This is a genomic window from Simplicispira sp. GW247-4R2A, assembly GCF_059424465.1.
In genome coordinates this window covers 50,873-71,839 of the sequence record NZ_JBWKZM010000015.1, presented here as the reverse complement: position 1 = coordinate 71,839, position 20,967 = coordinate 50,873, and the positions used below count along the sequence as shown (strand labels likewise).

The following is a 20,967-nucleotide window of genomic DNA, read 5'->3' as shown; positions in this document are numbered from 1 at the left end:
CCTGGAGCATTGTCGATGAAGCGCATGTTGCCGAGCGCGACGCAAGCAATGCCGGGCCGTTTGTATCGACACGCGCGCCTCGGCCCTGCCGACGGACTCATGCGCATCGACATCGAAGACAAGTGTTGGCGCAGGGAACTGTTCATGACGGAGGTGGCGCGCGAATCGCCTGCCCGCGCATGAAACTCTGCAGGATGACCATCGCGTGGCCGCAGTGCCTGCAGACAAAGGCCGGTGGCGCTGCGTTGGGCCGCACGTCGTCTGGCTCGTCGTTGCTGAGTGTGGCAGCTTGCGCCGGGACAACATGCAACAACTCACGCGCCAGTGCAAGGCTCTCCTTGCGAGTGCCGTTGGCCAGCAAGCCATAGTGGCGGATGCGATGGAAACCGCTGGGCAGCACATGCAGCAGGAATCGGCGCATGAACTCCTCGGGCGCCAGTGTCATGGCCTTGTGGCGCGTTCGTCCCTTGGCGCGGTAGTCCTTCCAGCGGAAACTCACCCCGCGCTCATCCATCGCAAGAAGTCGGCCGTTAGAGATGGCAACCCGGTGCGTGTAGCGCGACAGGTAGGCCAGCACTGCTTGGGGGCCGGCGAATGGTCGCTTGGCGTAGACCACCCACTCGCATTGGCGCATCGGTGCCAGCCACTGGTTGAAGCAGGCACCATCAGTCAACGTCGCCAGCTCGCCAAAGAACCTTAACCGACCCACTTGGTGCAGGCGCAACAGCTCTTCGATAAAGCGCCGTCGCATCAACCTGGACAGCACGCGCACTGGAAGGAAGAAACCCGCTCGGCAGGCCACTCAGGACTTGCCGTCAGGGGCGAGCCCACCACCTGGCACGATGCCGTGCACATGCGGGTGGTGCGTCAGTGCCGAACCCCAGGTGTGCAGCACCAGCGTTGCACCGATGCGCGCACCCAGATGCTTGCAGTCTGCAGCGATGGTCTGCAGCACTTCGGCGGCGACATCGAACAGCAATCCATGCTGCAATTTACTTGTGACCGCCGACATAGCGTCCGCCCTTACCACGGCGCCCTTGCCACCGACCCTCTTGCTTCCAGTGCGGGCCTTAGTTTCAAAGGCGTGTACGGTGCCTGAAACGCCAGAGGGCGACAGGTAAATGCCCGACGGGACTTGGACCGGTGATGCGCTGGCCATGGTGGATGCGGCGAGGATGGGCGTCCTACAACCCATAACTCAACCAGCAAATCAAGGACCTCCACTACATTCCTTCATCAAACGCAAAGGTGGACGCTTCGTATTCGGAAATCATGGACGCGGGCTCCTGAAAATTGCCATGGACGCACATCCGGTCGATTCCTAAACTGATCAGCATTCTTCCGGGTCAAAGTACCCTGAGAGGCCGGCAATTTCAGGAGACAAACATGACAATTCGTACCAACAGTTCCTGCTGCGGAGGCGCTTTGATGATGGCCTGCTGCACGCCTCACTCCTCTACGGAGTTGACAAAGTGAGCGCACCCGAAAACGGCACTACGCCGAAAAGCACGACCATCCGCATGCTGATCGGTGGCGCATGGCGAGAGGGCGAGCAGATCGAGGATGTGCGTGATCCGTACCGCGGCAACGTGGTGGCTCAGGCACCGGTTTCGAGCAGCAGGGACTGCAAGGACGCGCTGGAAGCGGCCTACAAGGCAAAGAAGGTCATGGCGGCCATGCCGGGGTATGAGCGGGCCGCGCTGCTGCGCCGGGCCGGTGACAACCTGTTCGCGCGGGCGGAGACGATCGGCCGCGCGATGTCGCAGGAAAGCGGCAAGGCGATCCGCGACGCGGTGTTCGAGGTGCAACGCGCCGCAGACACCTTGCGGCTTTATGCGCAGGAGGCCATTCGCATTCAGGGCGAGCATGTGCCGATGGACGGGAGTGCCATCGGGGCTGGGAAGATCGGCATGGTCATGCGTTTTCCGGTGGGTGTCGTGGTGGGCATCACCGCCTTCAATGCACCGGTCAACCTGTCGGCCCACAAGCTGGGCCCGGCGCTGGCCGCGGGCAACAGCATCGTGCTGAAGCCGTCACCCAAAGCGCCGCTGGCGTTCCACCTGTTCATCGAAGCCGTGGTGGACGCTGGTGTGCCGCCGGGTGCCATCAACACCGTCTATGGCGATGCGATCGGACCCCAGCTGGTGAGCGATCCCCGGGTGGACTTCGTCAGCTTCACCGGATCGACCCGCGTGGGCAAGCTCATCCGCAACACGGCGGGCATGAAGCGCGTGGCCCTGGAGCTCGGCGGGGTGGGGCCTACCTTCGTTCACCACGATGCCGACTTCGCCACTGCGGTCAAGACCTGCACCCGCAACTCGGTGGCGATTGCCGGACAGAGCTGTGTGTCGGTACAGAACGTGTTTGTGCACCAGCAGATCCACGACGCGTTTGTCGAGGCAGCTCGCCGCGAGATGGAAACGATCCGTTTCGGTGATCCGATGGACCCGGCCACCGATGTGGGCACGCTGATCGACGAGCAGGCCGCCCTGCGCGTCGAGGGCGTGATCGGCCGTGCCGTGCACGCAGGCGCCCGGCTGTTGTGCGGGGGGCAGCGCCACGGCGCCCAGGTCGATGGAACCATCCTCACCCATGTCAACATCCGCATGGATGCGGTGTGCGAAGAGATCTTCGGGCCGGTCATGACGATCCAGCCCTACGAGGCCATCGAACCGCTGTTCGAGACCATCAGCGAGAGCCCTTATGGCCTTCAGTGCGGCATCTACACCAACTCGCTGGACCTGGCGCTGTCGGCCATAAAGACCGTGCGGACCGGTGGCGTGATCGTCAACGGCACCTCGCGCTGGCGTTCCGACCAGATGCCCTACGGCGGTGTCAAGGACAGCGGCATGGGCCGTGAGGGTGCGAAGTACTCGACGCTTGACATGACCGAAGAACGTTTCTTTGTTCTGAACTGAATCATGGCTTTCACACCAAAGCCAGCCCAGCCAGAACCCATCTATCACCGAGGAGTTTCAAGATGAGAATGACCGCCGCCGTCATGTACGAACAGGGCCTGCCCGCGCCCTTTGCCCAAAGCCAGCCGTTCCGGATTGAAGAGGTGGAACTCGACGGACCCGGCGAAGACGAGGTGTTTGTCGAAGTACGGGCCGCCGGCCTGTGCCATTCCGACCTGTCGGTAGTCGAGGGCATGCGCAAGCGCCCGCTGCCTATCGTGGGCGGGCACGAAGGTGCGGGCATCGTGCGTGAGGTGGGCCGCAATGTCACCGGGTTTAGGCCCGGTGATCACGTGGCCATGGCCGGCGTGGCGGGCTGCGGCCAGTGCCGCGTCTGCCTTGCCGGTCGCCCCGGTCTTTGCCAGGCTGTGAGCGGCGCGCGCGCTGAGGGCCTGCTTGCGAACGGTAGCCGCAGGCTGCAGCTGGCTGATGGGGGACGGCTCAACCACTACAGCGGCATCTCGGTGTACGCGCAGTACGCCGTCGTGGTACCTCAATCACTGATCAAGATCGATCCCGCGGTGCCGCTGGATGTGGCCGCGCTGTTCGGTTGTGCGGTGATCACGGGCGCGGGTGCGGTGTTCAACAGCGCCCAGGTCAAGCCGGGTGCGTCGGTGGCCATCATCGGCCTCGGCGGTGTGGGTCTCACGGCCGTGATGGCGGCCCGCGAAGCGGGCGCCTCCCAGATCATCGCCATCGACGTGCTGCCGGGCAAATTCGGTCTCGCGACCGCGGTCGGCGCCACCGACTGTTTCGACGCACGCGATCCCGAGATCGTTCAGAAAGTGCTCGATCTGACCAACGGCGGCGTGGACCATGCTTTCGAGATTTCGGGCAACCCGAGCGCGCTGGAGATGGCGCAGCAGATCGCTGTGCGGGGCGGCGAAGTGGTGGGCGTGGGCGTGGGCAAGTCCTCCGCCACCTTCACGGCAGCGCACCTGCCCTGGGTCTGTGAAGAGCGGGTGCTGCGTGGCTCGTTCATGGGTGGTGGCGTGCCGCAAGACGACGTGCCCCGGTACGTGGACATGTACCTGCGCGGACACCTTCCGGTGGACAGGCTGCGCAGTGAACACATCGGCTTCAACCAGCTCAACCACGCCTTCGACCAGTTGAACAGCGGTGCGGTGGTGCGGCAAATTCTGCTGCCGCACGGGGAACTGTAAATCCGGCAAACGAAGGTCTTCGACCGGTCAGCGGTTCTTGGAAGCGTTCGGCGAATTGCCCCTTCCCCATCACTCATAAAAATGGAGGCAACACCATGAACCGTCTTTTCAAGGCCCTGTTCCTGAGCACAGTGCTGGTCACTGCCCAGGCGGGCTGGGCCCAGAGCGACAAGTTCCCGTCCAGGCCGATCCAGGTGGTCATCACCAGCACGCCGGGTTCCACCTCCGACATCATCACGCGGTTTCTGGGCGGCGAAGCCTCGAAGACCCTGGGGCAACCCGTCATCGTGATCGCCAAATCCAGTGAAAACAGCGTCATTAGCGCCGACTTTGCGCGTCGGGCACAGCCGGACGGCTACACGCTCTTCCTGGGTGGCAACACATCCATGGCTGGCAACGTGCACCTGGTCGATCGAGCTGTTTTACCTGCCCAGCTACAGTCCACAGCTCAACCCTGAGGAGCGGTTCAACGCCGATCTCATACAGGAAATAGGCAAACGCGTGCCAGTGCGAACCAAGGCCAAGTTACGCGAAGCTGCGAACGACCACATGGCGATGCTGGAACAAAACCCCCAGCGTGTGATGAGCTACTTCCAGGACCGGCGCGTTCGCTATGCAGCTTGATACTTCACCCGGAAAGTACACTTATGCCTCGTCGGGCGTCGGCTCGACTTTGCACATCACGGCCGAACATTTCATCAAGGCCGCTGGCCTGCAAGTGAGGCACGTGCCGTACCGCGGTGAAGCGCCCGCTGTGCAAGATTTGCCCGCCGGTCATGTGCCATTCATGGTGGGCGCGCCTTCGTTCGCGGAGCCCTATGTCAAGAGTGGCAAACTGGCTGGCTTGGGCGTAACTACGCCCAAGCGGCTCGCCTCGATGCCAAGCATTCCCACCATCGACGAGGAACTGCCAGGCTTCTCCGCCTTCGGGTGGAACGTCATCCTCGCGCCCAAAAACACGCCCCGCCCCGTTATCGACCTGCTCAACCGCGAGATCAACGCGACGACTGGCCAGTCCTGAGATTCGGAAATATTTCGTCGACCTCGGCCTCGTCGCGGCCGAACTGGGCAGTCCGGAAGCCGCAGGCACCTTTATCGTCGCCGAGACGGCGAAATGGGGACCATTGATCAAGTCCCTTGGCATCAATGGCGACTGACCTGTGCGGCAGGAAAACGATCATGAAACAACGAGCAAAGGAGCTGAAATGAAGGATGGTGGAATCCTCGTGATTGCCGGTGCCACGAGCGTGGCAACGCAGAAGCTGACCGATATTGTGCGGGTAATGCCCGGATGGAGCGTCGTCGGACTGTGCCGCAATCCGCCCGCGCAGTCGGCGCCCGGCGTGAATTACGTGGCGGTGGACCTTATGGATCCAGATTCGTGCAAACGCGCAGTGAAAGACATTCGCGCTACTCACCTGGTTTACGCAGCGCGCGCGCCACACGCGCTGTACACGGCGATGAAGCCCCATGCTAAGGTCGGTGTGGAGAACCCCGACCCGAACACCGACATGCTCCGCAACATCGTGTTGGCCTGCGAGAATCCAGCGCTGCGACATGTACACGCTCTGGCCGGCACCAAGTGGTACGGTCTGCACATGGGGCCGTTCTCCACGCCGGCGCGCGAATCGGCCCCAGGCCACATACCGCCAAATTTCTACTTCGACCAGATGAAGTTCTTGGTCGAACAGTCTGCGCGTGGCGGCTGGACCTGGTCCAGCAGCCGGCCTGGCATCATCAGCGGCGTGCACGACGGCGGTGCCCCCAACTTGTTGTCTACCCTGGGCGTGTACGCGGCCATCTGCAAGCGAGCGGGGCTGCCACTGGACTACCCTGGTAAGCTGGGCGCGTATACGCACCTCCTGGAGATGACCGACGCCGGCCAGCTGGCGGGAGCAATCTTCTGGATGTGCAATTCGCCAAACGCACGCAACCAAGCCTTCAATGTCACCAACGGGGACCTCTTCCGCTGGGAGTCCGCGTGGCCCAAACTCGCCGAACATTTCGGCATGAAAATGGGCGTTGTACGACAGCTCTCGCTGGTGCAGTGGATGGCCGACAAAGGACCAGTGTGGGACACGATCGTGCAGGAGCGGGGACTCAGGCCCCTATCCATCGACAAGGTCGCTTCATGGGGTTTCGCTGACTTCACCCTCAACTACGATTTCGACGTGATCTCTTCAATGACCAAGATCCGCCAGGCAGGCTTCCATGGCATCGTGGACACGGAGGACATGATGATCGTCCAGTTAACACAGCTTCGCGAGAACAAGGTTCTTCCCTGATGCCGCCAATGACTATACAAATGAACGACTTTGACAGGATTGCCGTAGAGCATGATTGTGCAAAGCTCATCGCAGCCTACTGCAACGCGGTGGACGCCCCAGATATCGATGCGGTCGTCAACATGTTTACGGAGGACGGGACTCTACACCGCCCCTTGGAAGGCGCCCTTACCGGTCACGCGGCTTCTTCAATGCCGTGCTTACGATTCCGCGCAGACATGTCTCATCGAACACGGTGGTGACGGCTATCGACAAGGACCACGCACATGCCATTTCATACCTGACCGCCTACAGCGCGCCAGGCCTCAACGCCGCCGGCATTGCCCAGCTCACCCCGGCTTACCTGATCGCGGAATTCCGCGATCGGCTCGTTAGGGATGGCGGGGTATGGAAATTCGCGGACAGGAAGACGCTGTTCCTGTTCCGCACCGATGCCTGAAAAAAATCTCATGTCTGCCTGACCGCCAATTCAGGCACCCAGATAGGCGTTTTGTAATCCTGACTTTGCAAAAGGTCGGCGCTCGGGCGCTTTGCAGCGCTACGGGGCCGTCTCGAGTAGGAAGGCGTGATCCGAATTTTCAGGGCGAGCTTTGCATTCTGCTCGACCATGACCACGGTGTCGCCATCGGCATTGATCTTCCCTATGAGCTTAACTACCTCGAGGATCAGCTTGGGCACCATCCGACCATAGGCTCGTCCAGCATCAAGGTGCGGGGCACGGCGATGAGCGCCCGTGCGATTGCCGCCATCTGCTGTTCGCCGCCGGAGAGGCTGTACGCCACCAGATTGCGCCGTTCTGTCAGGAAGAACATCGCCTGATAGCGACTGATGGGTGCTCACCTAATGGCAGCTGCGTATTCCACGCAATGGCGGACACCGTTCCACGCTGAAGGCGGACAGTATTCCAAATTGATGGCGGACACCTGCGGGGTGCTCTGAGTGACCCGAACGCGGCATACGCTGCCCGGTTTTTTGACTGGAGAGAAGCGATGCCCACACCCAGGGTCACCATGAGCAAACTACGACATACACTGCAACTTCTGCACGGCGGGACTTGGAGCACCCGCCAAATCGGCGCCGCCCTCGGCATCTCCAAATCCACCGTTAGCGAAATCGCCAGCTACGCGCGCGAAGCTGGCGAGGACTGGATGCTGGCCCAGACCTTGCGTGACGAGGAACTCCAGTCTCGGCTCTACAAGCCACCGGTGGCACGCGAGTCGCGCCAACTCGAGCCCGACTGCGCCCACATCCACCGCGAACTGCGCCGCCCCGGCGTAACCCTGCAACTGCTGTGGGAGGGGTACCAACATCAACACGCAGGGCAGGCCTACAAGTACAGCCCCGATGGCCAGGTCAAACTCCCCCACCCTTGGCCACCCCAAATTCCCCCAGGCAGGACAGTCGGATTATGACGACTCAGGTGTGATGACGATGCGTGCCGCTGCCTCCTTGAGTCGGTAGCTCTTGCCCCGGAACTCCAACATTGCGCAGCGGTGCATGAGGCGGTCCAGGATGGTCGCCGGCCGGCTGGACTTCATGGCGGTGGACCCGCTGATCGTGGAGCCCTTCATCAAGCAGGGCACCCTGCGTGCGCTGGCAGTTACGTCGGCGGTGCGATTGCCCACGATGGGCGCCGTGCTCACCATGATCGAGGCCGGTGTGCCCGGTTACGACTATGCCTCTGTCCTAGGCTACTACGCGCCGAAAGGAACGCCCAAGGCAGTGATCGACGTGCTGAACGACGCCTTCGTCAAGGCGGTCAACAACCAAGAGGGCCAAGCGGTTTACCAGCGCATGCGCATGATCGCCCGGACCACGACACCGGAAGGTCTGACGGCTTTCAACAAGGAGCAGATCGCCAACTGGGGCTGCCTGGTCAAGATCTCGGGACTGCAGCCGCAATGACCGGATCGCGATGGCCCGGGGAGCAGACACCGTTGACTTTTCATGAGATTTTGACCGGCCAGCGCCAGGGTGCTGGCCGGCATTTTTTGCCCTCGCCCTGGTGGTGATGGCGGTAGGTCGTGTTCAGGAAAAACGGACACGGACTCCAAAAAACAGCCATGGACTGTGCGGGAGGGACTCCCTAAACTGACCTTCAAAATCCTCGCTGGCGCCCTCCTGGAACAGGCATTCAGGTTGCACAGACATTTTTTTCCAAATGGTTTTATATCGATATGAAGATCCTGGTAACAGTCAAACGTGTGGTGGACCACAACGTGAAGGTTCGCGTGAAAGCGGATGGCACGGGTGTCGATCTCAGCAACGTGAAGATGAGCATGAACCCGTTCGACGAGATCGCGGTGGAAGAGGCGGTGCGTCTGAAGGAGCAGGGCGTGGCCACAGAGGTGGTGGTGGTTTCCTGCGGTGCACCCCAGTGCCAGGAGACGCTGCGCACAGCGATGGCCATCGGTGCGGATCGCGCCATCCTGGTCGAGACCGTCGCCGAGCTGCAGCCGCTGTCCGTGGCCAAGTTGCTCAAGGCCATCGTCGACCGGGAACAGCCCGGGCTGGTGATCCTGGGCAAGCAGGCCATCGATGACGACGCCAACCAGACTGGCCAGATGCTGGCCGGCCTGGCTGGCTGGCCACAGGCCACCTACGCTTCCCAGCTCGACATCGCCGACGGCAAGGCCCGTGTGACCCGCGAGGTCGATGGAGGCCTCGAAACCCTGGAGCTGCGATTGCCATGCATCGTGACGACCGACCTGCGTCTGAATGAGCCGCGCTACGTCACGTTGCCCAACATCATGAAGGCCAAGAAGAAGCCCATGGAGACCGTCCAGGCCGCTGACCTGGGGGTGGACCTGAGCCCGCGCATCAGGACCCTCCAGGTCAACGAACCCCCGAAGCGCGGTCCTGGCATCAAGGTGCCGGATGTTGCCACGCTGATTCACCATCTGCGGCATGCCGCCAAAGTCATCTGAAGATCACAGGAGAAACTCCATGACAGTCCTGGTCGTTGCAGAACACGATAGCCAAACGCTCAAGAAAGCGACGCTTCACACCATCAGCGCCGCCGCACAGATCAGCATGTATCTGGATGGCCAGATCCATGTGCTGGTCGTGGGGCATCAGACGCAGGCCATTGCCGAGCAGGCCGCACGGATCGTCGGGGTTAGCAAGGTCCTGGTGGCCGATGCGCCCCATCTTGGGCAGGGGCTCGTTGAGAACGTCGCGACCCAGGTACTGGCGCTGGCAGCCCCATACAGTCATATCTTGTTTGCCGCCACCGCGGCGGGCAAGAATGCCGGGCCGCGCGTGGCGGCTTTGCTGGACGTGGCCCAGGTCAGCGAGATCACCCGGGTGATTACTGCCGACACGTTCGAACGTCCCATCTACGCGGGCAACGCGGTGGCAACGGTGCAGTGTCTGGATACTCGCAAAGTGCTTACGGTGCGCAGCACCGGTTTTGATGCCGCCCCTGAGGGCGGCATTGCTTCGCTGGAGCGGGTGCAGGCGGTGCCCGACGGTGGCCAGAGCACTTTCATACAGAGCGAGATCGTCCGCGACGACCGTCCGGAACTCAGTTCCGCGCGGATCGTGGTTTCAGGGGGCCGAGCACTGGGCAGTGCCGAGAAGTTCAAAGAGGTGATCACGCCACTGGCCGACAAACTGGGTGCGGCCATCGGTGCGTCGCGCGCGGCGGTGGATGCCGGTTACGCAGCCAACGACCTGCAGGTGGGCCAGACCGGCAAGATCGTGGCGCCGCAGCTCTACGTGGCGGCGGGCATCAGCGGCGCGATCCAGCACCTGGCCGGCATGAAAGACGCCAAGGTCATCGTGGCGATCAACAAGGACCCGGAGGCACCCATCTTCTCGGTGGCCGACTACGGCCTGGAGGCCGATCTGTTTGTCTCGATCCCCGAGATGGTCCAGTCCCTGTAGGTCGGCGGGTTCACCCGGAAGGAGGTGTGAGATGGCGTTCCTCAGGCAGTGTCTTCAAGAGTTGCGCGCGCGCCAGCCAGGCGAACAGGATCTGGCTGGCCTGCTTCTACTGGACGAGATGGTGTCGCTGCCCGCCCGAGTCATGCCACACCTTCCCGCGCCTCCGGGTGCGAGCGTGCGCGGCATGGATATTACGGTGGTCCCTGGTCGCACAGTGTCAGCTTCGATCCCCTTGAGGCGCCAGATCTTGCATGCAGAACCGTCACGGGCAAACCCGAAACAGGCCTGAGTGGGCCACCAGTCTCTCAGGTCGATGTAGGGGTGTGCAGCTTCATGTCCGGCCAGACCACAAGCGCTGCTTCCAGAAAGGCCTTGATCAAAGGATCGTTCTTCCGGCTGGCCAAGTGAACCACATAGAGGTCGTATTCAGCCCGGATGAGGGGTGACAGGGTCAGGTAGCCCGCTTCTTCACCTTCAAGGGCATGCTCTTCCCTCAGCAGGGTCATTCCGACACCTGCTTGAAGGAGTGCACGTCCCAGAGCCGCACTGTCAAAGGTGGCTACCGAGTCGAGTTCCAGACCCTTGTCTTTGAACAGACGATCCAGGATCGTTGCATATGCCATGCCGCTGTCGGCCGGCGTGATCCAAGGCAGGCTGGCCAGCTCTGCCCAATCGGCGCTCTCAATGCGCTCCTTCCAGGCCACGGGGCCCGCCACCCGGAACTGCACGGTGGTCAGTTTGTGGTACTGAAAACTGGCGTCGGTGGGGCGATCCAGGTTCACGCCGATATCCACCTCACCGCTCTTGAGTCCCTGGTGTGTGCTTTGCGAAGGCCTTGCCCGGGTGTCCAGGTTGATTAGCGAGTGCCTGGATCGAAGCTCGAAGATCATGTCACCGATGCGAGTCGCGAACGGATCGCCACTGGACGCAATCACCAGGCTGCCTTCGACCTGCCCACGCAGTTCGCGGGCGAACGATGTGAGCAACGTGGCCTCGTTGAGTAGGGCCTTGGCCTTGCGGAAAAGCAGGTGACCGGAGGGCGTCAGTTCCAGGTTGCGGTTGGTGCGAACAAACAACTGCGTCTTGAGCGACTCTTCGACCGCACGAACGTGCGCGCTGGCCGCAGACTGGCTGACGTGGATACGCTCAGCGGCGCGCGTGAGGTGTTGCTCCTCAGCGACCGCAACGAAGGTCCGGAGCTGGACGAGATCAATCAGCATGGTAGGTCGCGCATTTTAACCGACGGATCACTGAAAGAACGCGCTGAATTGCTGCATCAATGGACGGCTCTGGACGGTGAGGCGTTCGTTCGAAAACCCTGCAGACGGAGTCCTGAAAATCAGCATGGACAGTCTTCAGGGTGCTTCCTACACTGAATCCGTCAAGAGTGAACACCTCACGATTCGGGGCCTACCCCGCATCACGCTGCAACGGCGGATTCCATGCTCTTGATCACCCCGTCCACAGCTACGCGCGCCCGGAGCCAGCGACGGTCGAACGGACTTTCTGTCAACCCGCTCACGATCAGCAACAAGGAGACTTGTCTTGAAACAGATTAAATGTGTCACAGCCTTTCCGTCCGATTCGACCGCACCCGCATGCGCCCGGTCTGTTGGCCTGTCTTTTTCCATGCCCTCAGGGCTGTGCAGGAGTTTCTGATGGATCTGCAACTGCAAGGACGGCGTTGTCTGGTGACGGGGGCGAGCGCGGGCATCGGCGCCGCCATTGTTGAAGCCCTGGCCCGCGAAGGAGCGCAGGTGGTGGCGACAGCGCGACGGTCTGACCGGCTCACAGCCATGTCAGATGCCCTGGAGAAGTCCGGCCTGCATCGGCCGGTCATCGTCGCCGGCGACATCACCGATGCACAAGACCTCCGGCGCATCGCGCGCGAGGCCGCCGAAGCGGTGGGGTCGATCGAGGTTTTGGTCAACTGCGCGGGCGGTTCCCGGCCGGTGTCAATCGAAGCCGGAGACGATGTGTGGGATGAGGCGATGGCCTTGAACTTCACCGCCGGGCGCCGCCTGGCCGGCGAGGTGTTGCCGGCGATGCGCAAGGCCCGGTGGGGGCGCATCATCAACATCACCGGTCTGATGGAGCCACGGGAGCTCAACGCGGCACTCGCCGCCAAGGCGGCCTTTCACCTGTGGGCGAAAGGTCTATCTCGGGAGCTGGCGGCGGAAGGAATCACCATCAACAGCATCCCGCCCGGCCGCATCGAGAGCGAACAGGTGGATCGCCTGTGGCCGCATGAAAAACGCGCTGAATATGCCGAGCGTAACATCCCGATCGGCTACTTCGGTAAGCCAGCCGATCTGGCCCACCTGGTGGCTTTCCTGGCATCGCCGCTAGCTCGCTACATCACTGGCATCGTGATACCCGTTGATGGTGGCATGAGCCATTTCGGCGCGACATGAGGCGTCGCGCCCTTCCCGACCCACAAGAGGAGACAATATGGACCACAGTCCTTTGGGCGTCAGCGCCGACAGCACGTTGAACCACACCGATGCCACGCGCGGCCTGGTTCCCATTCCTGCACCCGAGCGCGGGCTTGCTACAGTTACAGCCGAGCCGTATTTCCAGGTGTCCGACGGGATGGTGGCCCTGGAGGGGCCAGCGTTTGATCGGCAGGGCAACCTCTACTTTGTTGACGTCTATACCGACCGTATCCTGCGCCTGACGCCGGACCGGCAGCTCTCGACGGTCTACACCGAAACCGGGCTGCGGCCGGCGGGTATCGCGGTGCACAAAGATGGCCGGATTTTTGTCGCGGGCATCGGTGATTTCAACGCCGGCAGCATCGTCGCCTTTCAGCCTGATGGACGCCACCGGGAGAGCGTCGTGCCAACCTGTGCCGGCTACGTGCCGGATGATCTGGTCTTCGATCACAAGGGGGGCCTGTACTTCAGCGACTTCCAGGGTTCGTCAACCCGGCCGAAGGGCGGCGTGCTTCACGTCTCCGCGGACTTCAGGAAGACCACACCGATCCTTCCCGACATGTCATCGGCTAATGGGGTGGCGCTCAGTCCGGATGGCAAGGTGCTATGGGCGACCGAGTTCTGCAATTCGCGATTGCACCGGGTGGACCTGGTGGACGAAGTGACCGTCGCCCCGTTCGGCACCACTGTTCCCTACCATTTTGTGGGCCGTGCGCCGGATTCGACGCGCACGGATTCGGAGGGTAATGTCTATGTGGCGATGTACCAGCAGGGCCGGATCCTGGTCTTCAGTCCGTTCGGCGTTCCGATCGGCCAGATCCTGCTGCCCGGACGTGAACAGAACCACTTTCTCAAAACCACCAGCCTAGCCTTCGTGCCCGGCACACGCGACGTGGTCATCGTAGCCAGGGACGAACTGGGTGGTCGTGGATCGGTGATCTTTCGCGCCCGCGGATTTGCGCCAGGCACCACGCTGTTCTCACATCAGTGAGCCTTGCCAACCCATCCATCGGGTACCAGGAATGGGTGTGTTTTTGCCGGCTCAATCGCCATCGGAAAATGCGGACACGGTCTGCTGAAAATCGACATGGACACCCTGGGATCGCTCTCCCATACTGAGACTACAACAAGAGAACTGAGCCTCTGACACATGGCTTCGACCAGCTCGCTATGGCCACGTAGAGCAACAATCCAGCCGTGTAGACGGCAACGATCTCCCTGTCAGAAACACGACGCCGGGAGCAAAAAATGAACACCAAAACTTATTGGATGGAGACAAACATGGAACTTGGAAAATTTGCGAAGGCACTCGTTGCCGGACTCGGACTCTCGATAGGTGCAGTGGGTGTGGTGAATGCCCAGACGGTGAAGATCGGTGTCATTGCAGCCCTGACGGGTGGCGGTGCGCCCTGGGGTATGGCTGCGGCAGAGGGCACCAAGATCGCGGCAGCCGAGATCAATGCCAAAGGTGGGCTGGATGTTGGTGGCAAGAAGCATAAGGTCGAAGTGATCGCCTATGACGATCAGTACAAGGCTGCTGATGCCGTGGCGGCCTACAACCGGCTGGTCCGGCAGGACGGTGCCAAGTACGTGATCCTCATGTCGTCCGCCGCAGCCCTGGCGCTCAAGCAGAACATCGAGGACGACAAGATCATCGGTCTGACATCGTCCTATTCGGCCAAGGCCATCGACGTCAACACTCGGTACATGTTCCGCCTGTTCAGCGTGGCATCGGACTATCTTCCTTCGCTGGTGTCATGGACGCGGGACAATTACAAGGAGCGCCGTGTTTTCACGCTCAACCCGAACGACGAGACCGGTTGGGACCAGTCCAAGCTGAGCGAAAAGCTGTTCAAGCAGAACGGGTTCGATGTGGTGGGCCAGGAGGTTTACGAGCGCACGCTCAAGGACTTCCAGCCGATGTTCACCAAGATCATTGCCATCAAGCCCGAGCTGATCGACCTGGGCAGCACCTCGCCGGCGACGGCGGGCCTGATGATCCGCCAGGCCCGTGAGCTGGGCTACAAGGGCTTATTCATCAAGACCGGGGGCGCCGGTCCGAAGGACATCGTGGCCGGCGCGGGCAAGGAAGCGGCCGAGAACATGGTCAGCGTCCTGTACGCCGATCCGAAAAATGAAGGCTACCAGCGCATCGCAGCCGCCTACAAGAAGTCCGTCGGCCAGGACCCGAACGAGATCGTGGTCTCGTTCTACGACGCCACCCACGTGCTGCTGCAGGCCATTCAGAAGTCTGGCGACGCCAACGACACCACCAAGGTGGCAGCCTCCTTTGCCAAAGCCTTGCCGATGAAGTCTGCCCAGGGCGACATGATGCATCTGGGCGGCAAGGCCAGCATGGGTGTCGACCAGCAGATTATGAGCACCATGTATATCGGCGTCATGAAGAACGGCGAGCCAGTGGTCGTCGGCAAGGCGAAGTAGCCGCAACAGCGATGGCGCTGTGGCAGAGGTACGCTGCACGACCCGCTGCGCATGCCTCATCCGGACGGAATTGATCGGGCGACCGATCGCAAGAAACCAGTGCGCGACGAGGTTGTGCCGCGACGCAACCTCAGGGCAACTCTGCCTTCCATGATTGGCGCACGTGGTCAATTCCCGACCCCAGAAAATATACAGGAGCACCGTGATGTTCAGTACAAAGTCGTTCGAGCGCGCATCTGGCGCTCCGGTGACACACCAAGTCAATCGCCGATTCGCCCTCGGTGCCGCCGCCGCTTCGGCAGCTGCTGCCTTGATGCCCGCCGGCGTGAGTGCACAGGCTGCGTGGCCAAGCCGCCCCATCAAGATCGTCGATGTGTTCGCGCCCGGCGGCAGTACGGACACGATGGCGCGTGCGCTCGCCAACAAGATGTCGCCGAGGCTCGGACAGCCCGTCATGGTCGAGAACCGCAACGGCGCTGGCGGCGCCGTGGGGATCGACTTCGTCGCCAAGGCGCCGCCCGACGGCTACACCCTGCTTCAGACTGTGACGTCCAACGCGGTCCTCCAGGCAACTGCAACGGTCGGTCGCAAGCTGCCGTTCGACTTTCTCAAGGACTTGGCTCCGATTGGGGAGATCGCGGCCGCGCCTCTCGTCGTCGTGGTGCCGGCCGACTCTCCCATCAAGACGCTGCGCGACCTGGTCGACATCGCGCGCTCGAAGCCCGACGGTAACATTCGCTATGGGAGCAGCGGCGTCGGCAGCATCAGCCATATCGGCATGGAGCTGCTCGCATCGGTAGCCGACGTGCGTCTCATGCATATCCCCTACCGGGGCAACTCCTTGGCGGTAACCGACCTCCTGGGCGGACAACTGCAGGCCATGCTCAGCTCCGTCGCGACGAATGTCGGGTTGCTGGAAAGCGGAAAGCGGAAAGCTGCGCGCGATCGTGGTCACCAGTCCGAAGCGGTCACCGATCCTGCCGAACGTGCCCACGTCCGCCGAGGCTGGCCTGCCCGATTTTCAGATCGAGGTCTCTTGGGGCCTGATGGGCCCGGCTGGTCTGTCCCCGAACGTGGTGAAGCGGCTCAACAGCGAGATCGCCCTGTGCCTGACCCAACCCGAGCTGCGGGATTTGCTCTCGCAAGTAGCCGCCACGCCGCGCCCCGGCACGCCGGAGGACATGGGCAGGGTGAACGCATTCGAGGTCGCCCGTTGGTCGAAGCTGCTAAAGGACCGCCATATCAAGATCGATTGATCTGTCAACGCATCGCTCACGCCCTCGCGAGCGTGAACGCATGACTCGGGGCCACGTCGCTGGCCAAGCCTTCGACGCATGACTCTTTCATTCACAACATCGCGCCGGCTTTGACCGGCGCACCGGAGACAGACATGACACCTGCAACACTGGCCAAGGCCTTCATCGTCGCGCTCGGCCTGCAGCTCGGATGCCAGGCCGGCGCACGTGCCCAGACGCTGAAGATCGGCGTCATCGCGCCGCTGACCGGCGGCGGCGCACCCTGGGGCCTCGCGGCGGCCCATGCCGCCAAGATCGTCGCAGCGGAGACGAATGCCCGGGGCGGTCTCGAAGTTGCGGGAACGAAGTACCGGGTCGAGGTCGTCGCCTATGACGACCAGTACAAGGCTGCGGACTCGGTGGCCGCATACAACCGTCTCGTCAACCAGGACGGCGTGAAGTTCACGATCGTCTACACGTCCCCGGCCGCGCTGGCCCTGAAGCAGCGGGTGGAGAGCGACGACGTGGTGGCGCTGACGGCCGCCTATTCGGAGAAGGCGCTCGATGCAAACACGAAGCACATGTTCCGCATCTACAGCACCCCGGCCGACTACCTGCCCTCGCTCATCGCGTGGCTGAAGGACCACTACAAGGAGCGGCGCGTCGCCATCGTCAACGCGAACGACGAGACCGGCTGGAACCAGGACAAGCTAAGCGACGGGGCTTTCCGCAAGGGCGGCTACGAGGTTCTAGGGCGCGAGCTGTACGAACGCACGCAGAAGGACTTCCAGCCGTTGTTCACCAAGATCATCGCGCAGAAGCCCGAGATGATCGATCTCGGCTCGACGGCACCCGCGACGGCCGGATTGATGGTCCGGCAGTTGCGCGAGCTAGGCTACAAGGGGCTGATCGTCAAGACGGGCGGCGGTGCGGCGACGGAAGTCGTCGCCGCCGCCGGTAAGGAGGCGGCCGAAGGCATGGTCGGCATCCTGTATATCGACCCTGCGAACGACGGCTACAAGCGGATCTCCGCCGCGTACAAGGAGGCCGTCGGGCAGGAGCCCAACGAGATATTGCTGCCAACCTACGACAGCATCACGGTCCTGCTGCGCGCGATCCAGAAGGCGGGCAGCGTGCAGGACGCGGGCAAGGTCGCGGCGTCGTTCGCCAAGGCGCTGCCGATGAAGTCGGCGCTCGGCGACACGCTGACGCTCAGCGGCAAGGAGAGTTTCGGCGCCGACCAGCAGCTCATGACGACGTACTACGTCACGGTGGTCAAGAACGGTCGCGCCGTCGCGGTCGGCAAGGTGAAGTGACATGGTCGAGCAGATCGTCGTCAACGGGCTTCTCGCCAGCCTCATCTACGTGATCATGGCGCTGGGCTTTACGCTGATCTTCGGCATCATGCGCATTGTCAACTTTGCCCACGGTGAGTTCTACATGGTTGGCGCGATCGTGGTGCTGTTCCTCTTCGGCGCTCTGGGCTGGCCCTTCTATCTGGCCGTGTTGGCCGGAGGTGCCGTCAGCGCGGTGCTGGGCGTGGTGATCGAGCGCGTCCTGTTCCGGCCTCTGGTGGGGGACGAACTCTCGGGCATGATCATGTCGCTCGCGGTGGGGATCATCTTGCAGTCGGTTGCGCTGATTGCTTTCGGGCCGTCCGAGCAGGCGATGGAGCGCCCGTTCTCCGGCACCTGGAGCCTGTTCAGTGCCGTTGTACCCTGGGATCGCACTGTCGTTGCGATCTGTTCACTCGCCATCCTCGCGATCTTCTATGTGTTCCTGAAGTACTCCCGTCTGGGGCTGGCCATGCAGGCCGTGGCGCAGGATCCCCAGACATCGAGCCTGATGGGGATCGAGTCGGGTGCCGTCTATGCCGCGGCTTTCGGCATCGCCTGCCTGCTCGCCGGATTGGCGGGGGGACTGATGGCGCCCATCTACACCGTCGGGCCGTACATGGGCGAGCTGCCCATGCTCAAGGCCTTTGTGGTGGTGATCCTTGGCGGCCTGGGCAGCTTGCCCGGCGCCGTCATGGGCGGTCTGCTAATCGGTTTGAGCGAATCCGTGCTCACCACCGCCTTCAACTCAACGGTCGCACTGATCGCCTCGTTTGTCATCGTCTTGCTGGTGGTGATCACGCGCCCGACGGGCCTCATGGGGAGGAGCGCGCGATGAAACCTCTGCACATCTTTCTGGTGATCGCTGTCCTGGCGCTGGTGCCGTGGATGGTGGACAGCCAGTACGTCTTCCACATCGCCACCATGATCGCCATCATGATCCCGATGGCCCTCGGCATGAACATGATGCTGAAGATCGGCCAGCTGACCATGGCGATGCCCGCCTTCATGGGCATCGGTGCCTACGGCAGCGCGCTCCTGACGATCCATCTGGGGGTGCCACCCCTGCTGGCCATGTCGCTGGGCGCCTTGATGGCGGCCACCATTGCTGCTGCGGTCGGCCCTGTCTTCCTGCGCATCAAGGGTGTCTATTTCGTGCTGCTGACCTATGCCTTCGGACAGATCATCAACCTGGTCTTCCAGGAGTGGACCTCTCTCTTCGGTGGCAACAACGGTCTTTATGGCATCCCCAAGTTCTCGATCTTCGGCCTGCGCCTGACGTCCACGCCGCAGTACTACGTCATGGGGCTGATCCTGGCAGCCCTGGTCTACGTGGCGGTTCGTGCGATCGAGCGCTCCGACATCGGTGCGATCTTCCAGTCGCTGAACGAGAACGAGATGCTGAGCCGGTCGATCGGGTCTAACGCCATCGCCTGGCGCATCGCAGCGTTCACCTTCAGTGCGCTGGCCGCGGGATTCAGCGGCGGGGTCTATGCGTTCTACATCGGGTTCCTCTCGCCCGATGCCTTCGGCTTCCGCCTGTCGGTGGACCTGATCGTGATCAATGCCGTGGGTGGGGTGCACTCGGTTCTCGGCCCCTTGCTCGGTGCCATTCTCGTTGTTCCGCTGCCGGAATTGCTGCGCGACGCGCGCCAGTACCAGTTGCTGATCTATGGCGTTTGCCTGATGGTCTTTCTCATCTTCATCCGACAGGGCCTGGTGTCCCTGATCCAACGTCGACGGAGTGCTGCCTGATGGGACCCCTGCTGGATGTTCAGAACCTGACCCGCCGTTTCGGTGGCTTGACGGCCGTGTCCGATGTGTCCTTCTCGGTTGCAAAAGGCGAGATCTTCGGCATCATCGGGCCCAACGGCGCCGGCAAGACGACGCTGTTCAACGTGATCGCTGGCCACTTCCGGCCGAGTTCCGGCAAGGCAATCTTCGATGGTCACGATATTTCCGGTCACTCCAGCGACGAGATCGCGCGGCGCGGCATGGCCCGCACCTTTCAGGCCGTTCATGTGTTCGGTGAGCACACGGCCGGGGAAAACCTGCGGCGCGCCGACGTGATCGGCCATTGCCACAACCCCTTCGCCTATTTCTCCAGCCTGACCCGTGTCCGGGACGGTGGTGCCGACCTGCAGCAGGTTGCCCGCTTTGTCGGTCTGACAGAGCACCTGGTCAACCCGGCCGGCAGCTTGGCCTACGGGCTGCAGAAGATCCTCGGCATCGGGATGGCCATGATGGTGTCGCCCAAGCTGCTCCTGATGGACGAGCCCGCTGCGGGTCTCAACCCGTCGGAGAAGAAAGCGGCGGGTGTGCTGATCCGTCGCCTGCGAGATGAACTGGGCATCACGATCTTGCTGGTCGAGCACGACATGCCGTTGGTCATGGGCATCTGTGATCGCATCCTCGTGATCAACCGCGGCAAACCCATTGCACTCGGCACACCGTCCGATGTGAAGTCCGATAAATCTGTGATCGAGGCCTACCTCGGGGAGGATTACGAGTTTGCTTGAAACCACACACCTCTGTGTCGACTATGGCGGCGTTCATGCCCTGCGTGATGTCTCCGTCAGAGTGCCCGACAAAAGCGTTGTCTCGATCATCGGCGCCAACGGGGCCGGCAAGTCCACATTGCTCAAAACCATCGTGGGTCTCAACCGGCAGAGCAGTGGCTCGGTCTGGCTGGACGGGCAGGATATCTCCAGTCTGAAGCCCCACGAGCGGCTCGACCGCGGCATCGCGCTCTGTCCCGAAGGCAGGCGCTTGTTCCCGGACCTCACGGTCTACGAAAACATCCGCGTAGGTGCCTACCGGATGCGTGACAACAAGCTGTTCCGCCAGCGCCTGGAGTTCCTGCACGCGATCTTCCCGCGGGTGGCGGAGCGGGGCAAACAGATCGCCTCCAGTCTGTCTGGCGGCGAGCAACAGATGGTGGCCATCGCGCGCGCGCTCATCAGCCAGCCGCGCATTCTCATGCTCGATGAGCCGACCCTCGGTCTCGCGCCCAAGCTGATCCTGGAGGTGGCCCGGCTGGTCCAGACGCTGCATCGCGAGGGCATCACGGTCGTCATGGTGGAGCAAAACGCGAAGCTGGCGCTGAAGATCTCAGACCACGCCTTCGTGCTGGAAACGGGCACGGTCACCCTGGAAGGGCGAAGTGCCGATCTGCTCCAGAGCGACGAGGTGCAGAACGCCTACCTGGGCGGTGCCACCGTCTGAAAC

At 62.2% G+C, this 20,967-nt stretch carries 22 protein-coding genes and 4 pseudogenes; 21 read left to right on the top strand and 5 right to left on the bottom strand.

The genetic code is table 11. From position 1 onward, the window contains the following. Nucleotides 1–142: 142 nt before the first annotated feature. Nucleotides 143–985: pseudogene (locus AC07ZH_RS11635) on the bottom strand (IS91 family transposase); the annotation flags it as partial. A 487-nt stretch (nt 986–1,472) separates the two neighbouring features. On the opposite strand from AC07ZH_RS11635, the gene AC07ZH_RS11630 reads away from it, so the two are divergent. The 8 genes and pseudogenes from AC07ZH_RS11630 (at nt 1,473) to AC07ZH_RS11595 (ending at nt 6,844) form a co-directional block, all read left to right on the top strand. Further along, nucleotides 1,473–2,918: an aldehyde dehydrogenase family protein gene (locus AC07ZH_RS11630; RefSeq protein WP_495199867.1), complete on the top strand. Its 1,446-nt coding sequence runs from the start codon at nt 1,473–1,475 to the stop codon at nt 2,916–2,918. A 62-nt stretch (nt 2,919–2,980) separates the two neighbouring features. Further along, a complete protein-coding gene (locus AC07ZH_RS11625; RefSeq protein WP_495199866.1) occupies nt 2,981–4,120 on the top strand; it encodes a zinc-binding dehydrogenase in 1,140 nt (379 codons plus the stop codon). 95 nt (nt 4,121–4,215) lie between these two features. Next, nucleotides 4,216–4,446 (top strand): annotated as a pseudogene (locus tag AC07ZH_RS11620) (hypothetical protein); the annotation flags it as partial. A 4-nt stretch (nt 4,447–4,450) separates the two neighbouring features. Beyond that, nucleotides 4,451–4,744 (top strand): annotated as a pseudogene (locus AC07ZH_RS11615) (transposase); the annotation flags it as partial. Beyond that, the gene (locus AC07ZH_RS11610) at nt 4,734–5,141 is read left to right on the top strand and encodes a Bug family tripartite tricarboxylate transporter substrate binding protein (RefSeq protein WP_495199865.1); all 408 of its coding nucleotides are present in this window, start codon (nt 4,734–4,736) and stop codon (nt 5,139–5,141) included. The pseudogene AC07ZH_RS11615 and the gene AC07ZH_RS11610, both read left to right, overlap by 11 nt. A 184-nt stretch (nt 5,142–5,325) precedes the next feature. Next, complete coding sequence (locus AC07ZH_RS11605; protein WP_495199864.1) at nt 5,326–6,405, top strand: Rossmann-fold NAD(P)-binding domain-containing protein; 1,080 nt, start codon at nt 5,326–5,328, stop codon at nt 6,403–6,405. Further along, nucleotides 6,405–6,647: a nuclear transport factor 2 family protein gene (locus AC07ZH_RS11600; protein WP_495199863.1), complete on the top strand. Its 243-nt coding sequence runs from the start codon at nt 6,405–6,407 to the stop codon at nt 6,645–6,647. The genes AC07ZH_RS11605 and AC07ZH_RS11600 overlap by 1 nt, the downstream gene beginning before the upstream one ends. Next, nucleotides 6,602–6,844, top strand: coding sequence for a nuclear transport factor 2 family protein (locus tag AC07ZH_RS11595; protein ID WP_495199862.1), 243 nt, complete (start codon nt 6,602–6,604; stop codon nt 6,842–6,844). The genes AC07ZH_RS11600 and AC07ZH_RS11595 overlap by 46 nt, the downstream gene beginning before the upstream one ends. An 8-nt stretch (nt 6,845–6,852) precedes the next feature. Here the strand turns inward: AC07ZH_RS11595 and AC07ZH_RS11590 are convergent, their stop codons facing one another. Beyond that, the gene (locus AC07ZH_RS11590; protein ID WP_495199861.1) at nt 6,853–7,086 is read right to left on the bottom strand and encodes a hypothetical protein; all 234 of its coding nucleotides are present in this window, start codon (nt 7,084–7,086) and stop codon (nt 6,853–6,855) included. Continuing rightward, entirely contained in the window at nt 7,071–7,154 is an 84-nt protein-coding gene (locus AC07ZH_RS11585) for a hypothetical protein (protein ID WP_495199898.1), read from the bottom strand. The genes AC07ZH_RS11590 and AC07ZH_RS11585 overlap by 16 nt, the downstream gene beginning before the upstream one ends. A 240-nt stretch (nt 7,155–7,394) precedes the next feature. Here AC07ZH_RS11585 and AC07ZH_RS11580 point away from each other — a divergent pair, with 240 nt between their 5' ends. Continuing rightward, nucleotides 7,395–7,817: a hypothetical protein gene (locus AC07ZH_RS11580; protein WP_495199860.1), complete on the top strand. Its 423-nt coding sequence runs from the start codon at nt 7,395–7,397 to the stop codon at nt 7,815–7,817. On the opposite strand, the pseudogene AC07ZH_RS11575 reads toward AC07ZH_RS11580, so the two are convergent. Then, a pseudogene (locus AC07ZH_RS11575) lies at nt 7,812–7,922 on the bottom strand (ATP-binding protein); the annotation flags it as partial. The gene AC07ZH_RS11580 and the pseudogene AC07ZH_RS11575 sit on opposite strands and share 6 nt — an antisense overlap. Between AC07ZH_RS11575 and AC07ZH_RS11570 the strand changes: the two are divergent. The 3 genes from AC07ZH_RS11570 (at nt 7,903) to AC07ZH_RS11560 (ending at nt 10,293) form a co-directional block, all read left to right on the top strand. Next, nucleotides 7,903–8,310, top strand: coding sequence for a Bug family tripartite tricarboxylate transporter substrate binding protein (locus tag AC07ZH_RS11570; protein ID WP_495199859.1), 408 nt, complete (start codon nt 7,903–7,905; stop codon nt 8,308–8,310). The pseudogene AC07ZH_RS11575 and the gene AC07ZH_RS11570 overlap by 20 nt on opposite strands. Nucleotides 8,311–8,582: 272 nt before the next feature. Continuing rightward, nucleotides 8,583–9,332, top strand: coding sequence for an electron transfer flavoprotein subunit beta/FixA family protein (locus tag AC07ZH_RS11565; RefSeq protein WP_495199858.1), 750 nt, complete (start codon nt 8,583–8,585; stop codon nt 9,330–9,332). A 19-nt stretch (nt 9,333–9,351) separates the two neighbouring features. Next, nucleotides 9,352–10,293, top strand: a complete 942-nt coding sequence (locus tag AC07ZH_RS11560) for an electron transfer flavoprotein subunit alpha/FixB family protein (protein WP_495199857.1) — start codon at nt 9,352–9,354, stop codon at nt 10,291–10,293. 305 nt (nt 10,294–10,598) lie between these two features. Here AC07ZH_RS11560 and AC07ZH_RS11555 read toward each other — a convergent pair whose 3' ends face one another. Next, complete coding sequence (locus AC07ZH_RS11555; RefSeq protein ID WP_495199856.1) at nt 10,599–11,513, bottom strand: LysR family transcriptional regulator; 915 nt, start codon at nt 11,511–11,513, stop codon at nt 10,599–10,601. A 438-nt stretch (nt 11,514–11,951) separates the two neighbouring features. Between AC07ZH_RS11555 and AC07ZH_RS11550 the strand changes: the two genes are divergently transcribed. The 9 genes from AC07ZH_RS11550 to AC07ZH_RS11510 all read left to right on the top strand — a co-directional run bounded on the left by AC07ZH_RS11550 (nt 11,952) and on the right by AC07ZH_RS11510 (nt 20,964). Beyond that, complete coding sequence (locus AC07ZH_RS11550; protein WP_495199855.1) at nt 11,952–12,707, top strand: SDR family NAD(P)-dependent oxidoreductase; 756 nt, start codon at nt 11,952–11,954, stop codon at nt 12,705–12,707. Nucleotides 12,708–12,744: 37 nt separating this feature from the next. Further along, nucleotides 12,745–13,719, top strand: coding sequence for an SMP-30/gluconolactonase/LRE family protein (locus tag AC07ZH_RS11545; protein ID WP_495199854.1), 975 nt, complete (start codon nt 12,745–12,747; stop codon nt 13,717–13,719). Between the two features lie 290 nt (nt 13,720–14,009). After that, a complete protein-coding gene (locus tag AC07ZH_RS11540; RefSeq protein WP_495199853.1) occupies nt 14,010–15,170 on the top strand; it encodes an ABC transporter substrate-binding protein in 1,161 nt (386 codons plus the stop codon). A 205-nt stretch (nt 15,171–15,375) separates the two neighbouring features. Continuing rightward, nucleotides 15,376–16,470: a Bug family tripartite tricarboxylate transporter substrate binding protein gene (locus AC07ZH_RS11535; RefSeq protein WP_495199852.1), complete on the top strand. Its 1,095-nt coding sequence runs from the start codon at nt 15,376–15,378 to the stop codon at nt 16,468–16,470. Between the two features lie 90 nt (nt 16,471–16,560). Continuing rightward, nucleotides 16,561–17,721 (top strand): ABC transporter substrate-binding protein, encoded by a 1,161-nt coding sequence (locus AC07ZH_RS11530; RefSeq protein ID WP_495199851.1) that lies wholly within the window; start codon nt 16,561–16,563, stop codon nt 17,719–17,721. 1 nt (nt 17,722) lies between these two features. Then, entirely contained in the window at nt 17,723–18,577 is an 855-nt protein-coding gene (locus AC07ZH_RS11525) for a branched-chain amino acid ABC transporter permease (protein ID WP_495199850.1), read from the top strand. Next, nucleotides 18,574–19,494: a branched-chain amino acid ABC transporter permease gene (locus AC07ZH_RS11520; RefSeq protein ID WP_495199849.1), complete on the top strand. Its 921-nt coding sequence runs from the start codon at nt 18,574–18,576 to the stop codon at nt 19,492–19,494. The genes AC07ZH_RS11525 and AC07ZH_RS11520 overlap by 4 nt, the downstream gene beginning before the upstream one ends. Further along, a complete protein-coding gene (locus AC07ZH_RS11515; protein ID WP_495199848.1) occupies nt 19,494–20,258 on the top strand; it encodes an ABC transporter ATP-binding protein in 765 nt (254 codons plus the stop codon). Before AC07ZH_RS11520 ends, AC07ZH_RS11515 begins: the two co-directional genes overlap by 1 nt. After that, nucleotides 20,251–20,964, top strand: coding sequence for an ABC transporter ATP-binding protein (locus AC07ZH_RS11510; protein WP_495199847.1), 714 nt, complete (start codon nt 20,251–20,253; stop codon nt 20,962–20,964). The genes AC07ZH_RS11515 and AC07ZH_RS11510 overlap by 8 nt, the downstream gene beginning before the upstream one ends. Nucleotides 20,965–20,967 lie beyond the last annotated feature (3 nt).

Excerpts from the sequence above, each read along its gene's own strand:
- AC07ZH_RS11590 (WP_495199861.1), bottom strand. The coding sequence starts at position 7,086 with ATGGTGCCCAAGCTGATCCTCGAGGTAGTTAAGCTCATAGGGAAGATC.
- AC07ZH_RS11565 (WP_495199858.1), top strand. The coding sequence starts at position 8,583 with ATGAAGATCCTGGTAACAGTCAAACGTGTGGTGGACCACAACGTGAAG.
- AC07ZH_RS11605 (WP_495199864.1), top strand. The coding sequence starts at position 5,326 with ATGAAGGATGGTGGAATCCTCGTGATTGCCGGTGCCACGAGCGTGGCA.
- AC07ZH_RS11540 (WP_495199853.1), top strand. The coding sequence starts at position 14,010 with ATGGAACTTGGAAAATTTGCGAAGGCACTCGTTGCCGGACTCGGACTC.
- AC07ZH_RS11560 (WP_495199857.1), top strand. The coding sequence starts at position 9,352 with ATGACAGTCCTGGTCGTTGCAGAACACGATAGCCAAACGCTCAAGAAA.
- AC07ZH_RS11535 (WP_495199852.1), top strand. The coding sequence starts at position 15,376 with ATGTTCAGTACAAAGTCGTTCGAGCGCGCATCTGGCGCTCCGGTGACA.
- AC07ZH_RS11580 (WP_495199860.1), top strand. The coding sequence starts at position 7,395 with ATGCCCACACCCAGGGTCACCATGAGCAAACTACGACATACACTGCAA.
- AC07ZH_RS11555 (WP_495199856.1), bottom strand. The coding sequence starts at position 11,513 with ATGCTGATTGATCTCGTCCAGCTCCGGACCTTCGTTGCGGTCGCTGAG.
- AC07ZH_RS11600 (WP_495199863.1), top strand. The coding sequence starts at position 6,405 with ATGCCGCCAATGACTATACAAATGAACGACTTTGACAGGATTGCCGTA.
- AC07ZH_RS11610 (WP_495199865.1), top strand. The coding sequence starts at position 4,734 with ATGCAGCTTGATACTTCACCCGGAAAGTACACTTATGCCTCGTCGGGC.
- AC07ZH_RS11515 (WP_495199848.1), top strand. The coding sequence starts at position 19,494 with ATGGGACCCCTGCTGGATGTTCAGAACCTGACCCGCCGTTTCGGTGGC.
- AC07ZH_RS11530 (WP_495199851.1), top strand. The coding sequence starts at position 16,561 with ATGACACCTGCAACACTGGCCAAGGCCTTCATCGTCGCGCTCGGCCTG.
- AC07ZH_RS11625 (WP_495199866.1), top strand. The coding sequence starts at position 2,981 with ATGAGAATGACCGCCGCCGTCATGTACGAACAGGGCCTGCCCGCGCCC.
- AC07ZH_RS11570 (WP_495199859.1), top strand. The coding sequence starts at position 7,903 with ATGAGGCGGTCCAGGATGGTCGCCGGCCGGCTGGACTTCATGGCGGTG.
- AC07ZH_RS11525 (WP_495199850.1), top strand. The coding sequence starts at position 17,723 with ATGGTCGAGCAGATCGTCGTCAACGGGCTTCTCGCCAGCCTCATCTAC.
- AC07ZH_RS11550 (WP_495199855.1), top strand. The coding sequence starts at position 11,952 with ATGGATCTGCAACTGCAAGGACGGCGTTGTCTGGTGACGGGGGCGAGC.
- AC07ZH_RS11585 (WP_495199898.1), bottom strand. The coding sequence starts at position 7,154 with ATGGCGGCAATCGCACGGGCGCTCATCGCCGTGCCCCGCACCTTGATG.
- AC07ZH_RS11545 (WP_495199854.1), top strand. The coding sequence starts at position 12,745 with ATGGACCACAGTCCTTTGGGCGTCAGCGCCGACAGCACGTTGAACCAC.
- AC07ZH_RS11520 (WP_495199849.1), top strand. The coding sequence starts at position 18,574 with ATGAAACCTCTGCACATCTTTCTGGTGATCGCTGTCCTGGCGCTGGTG.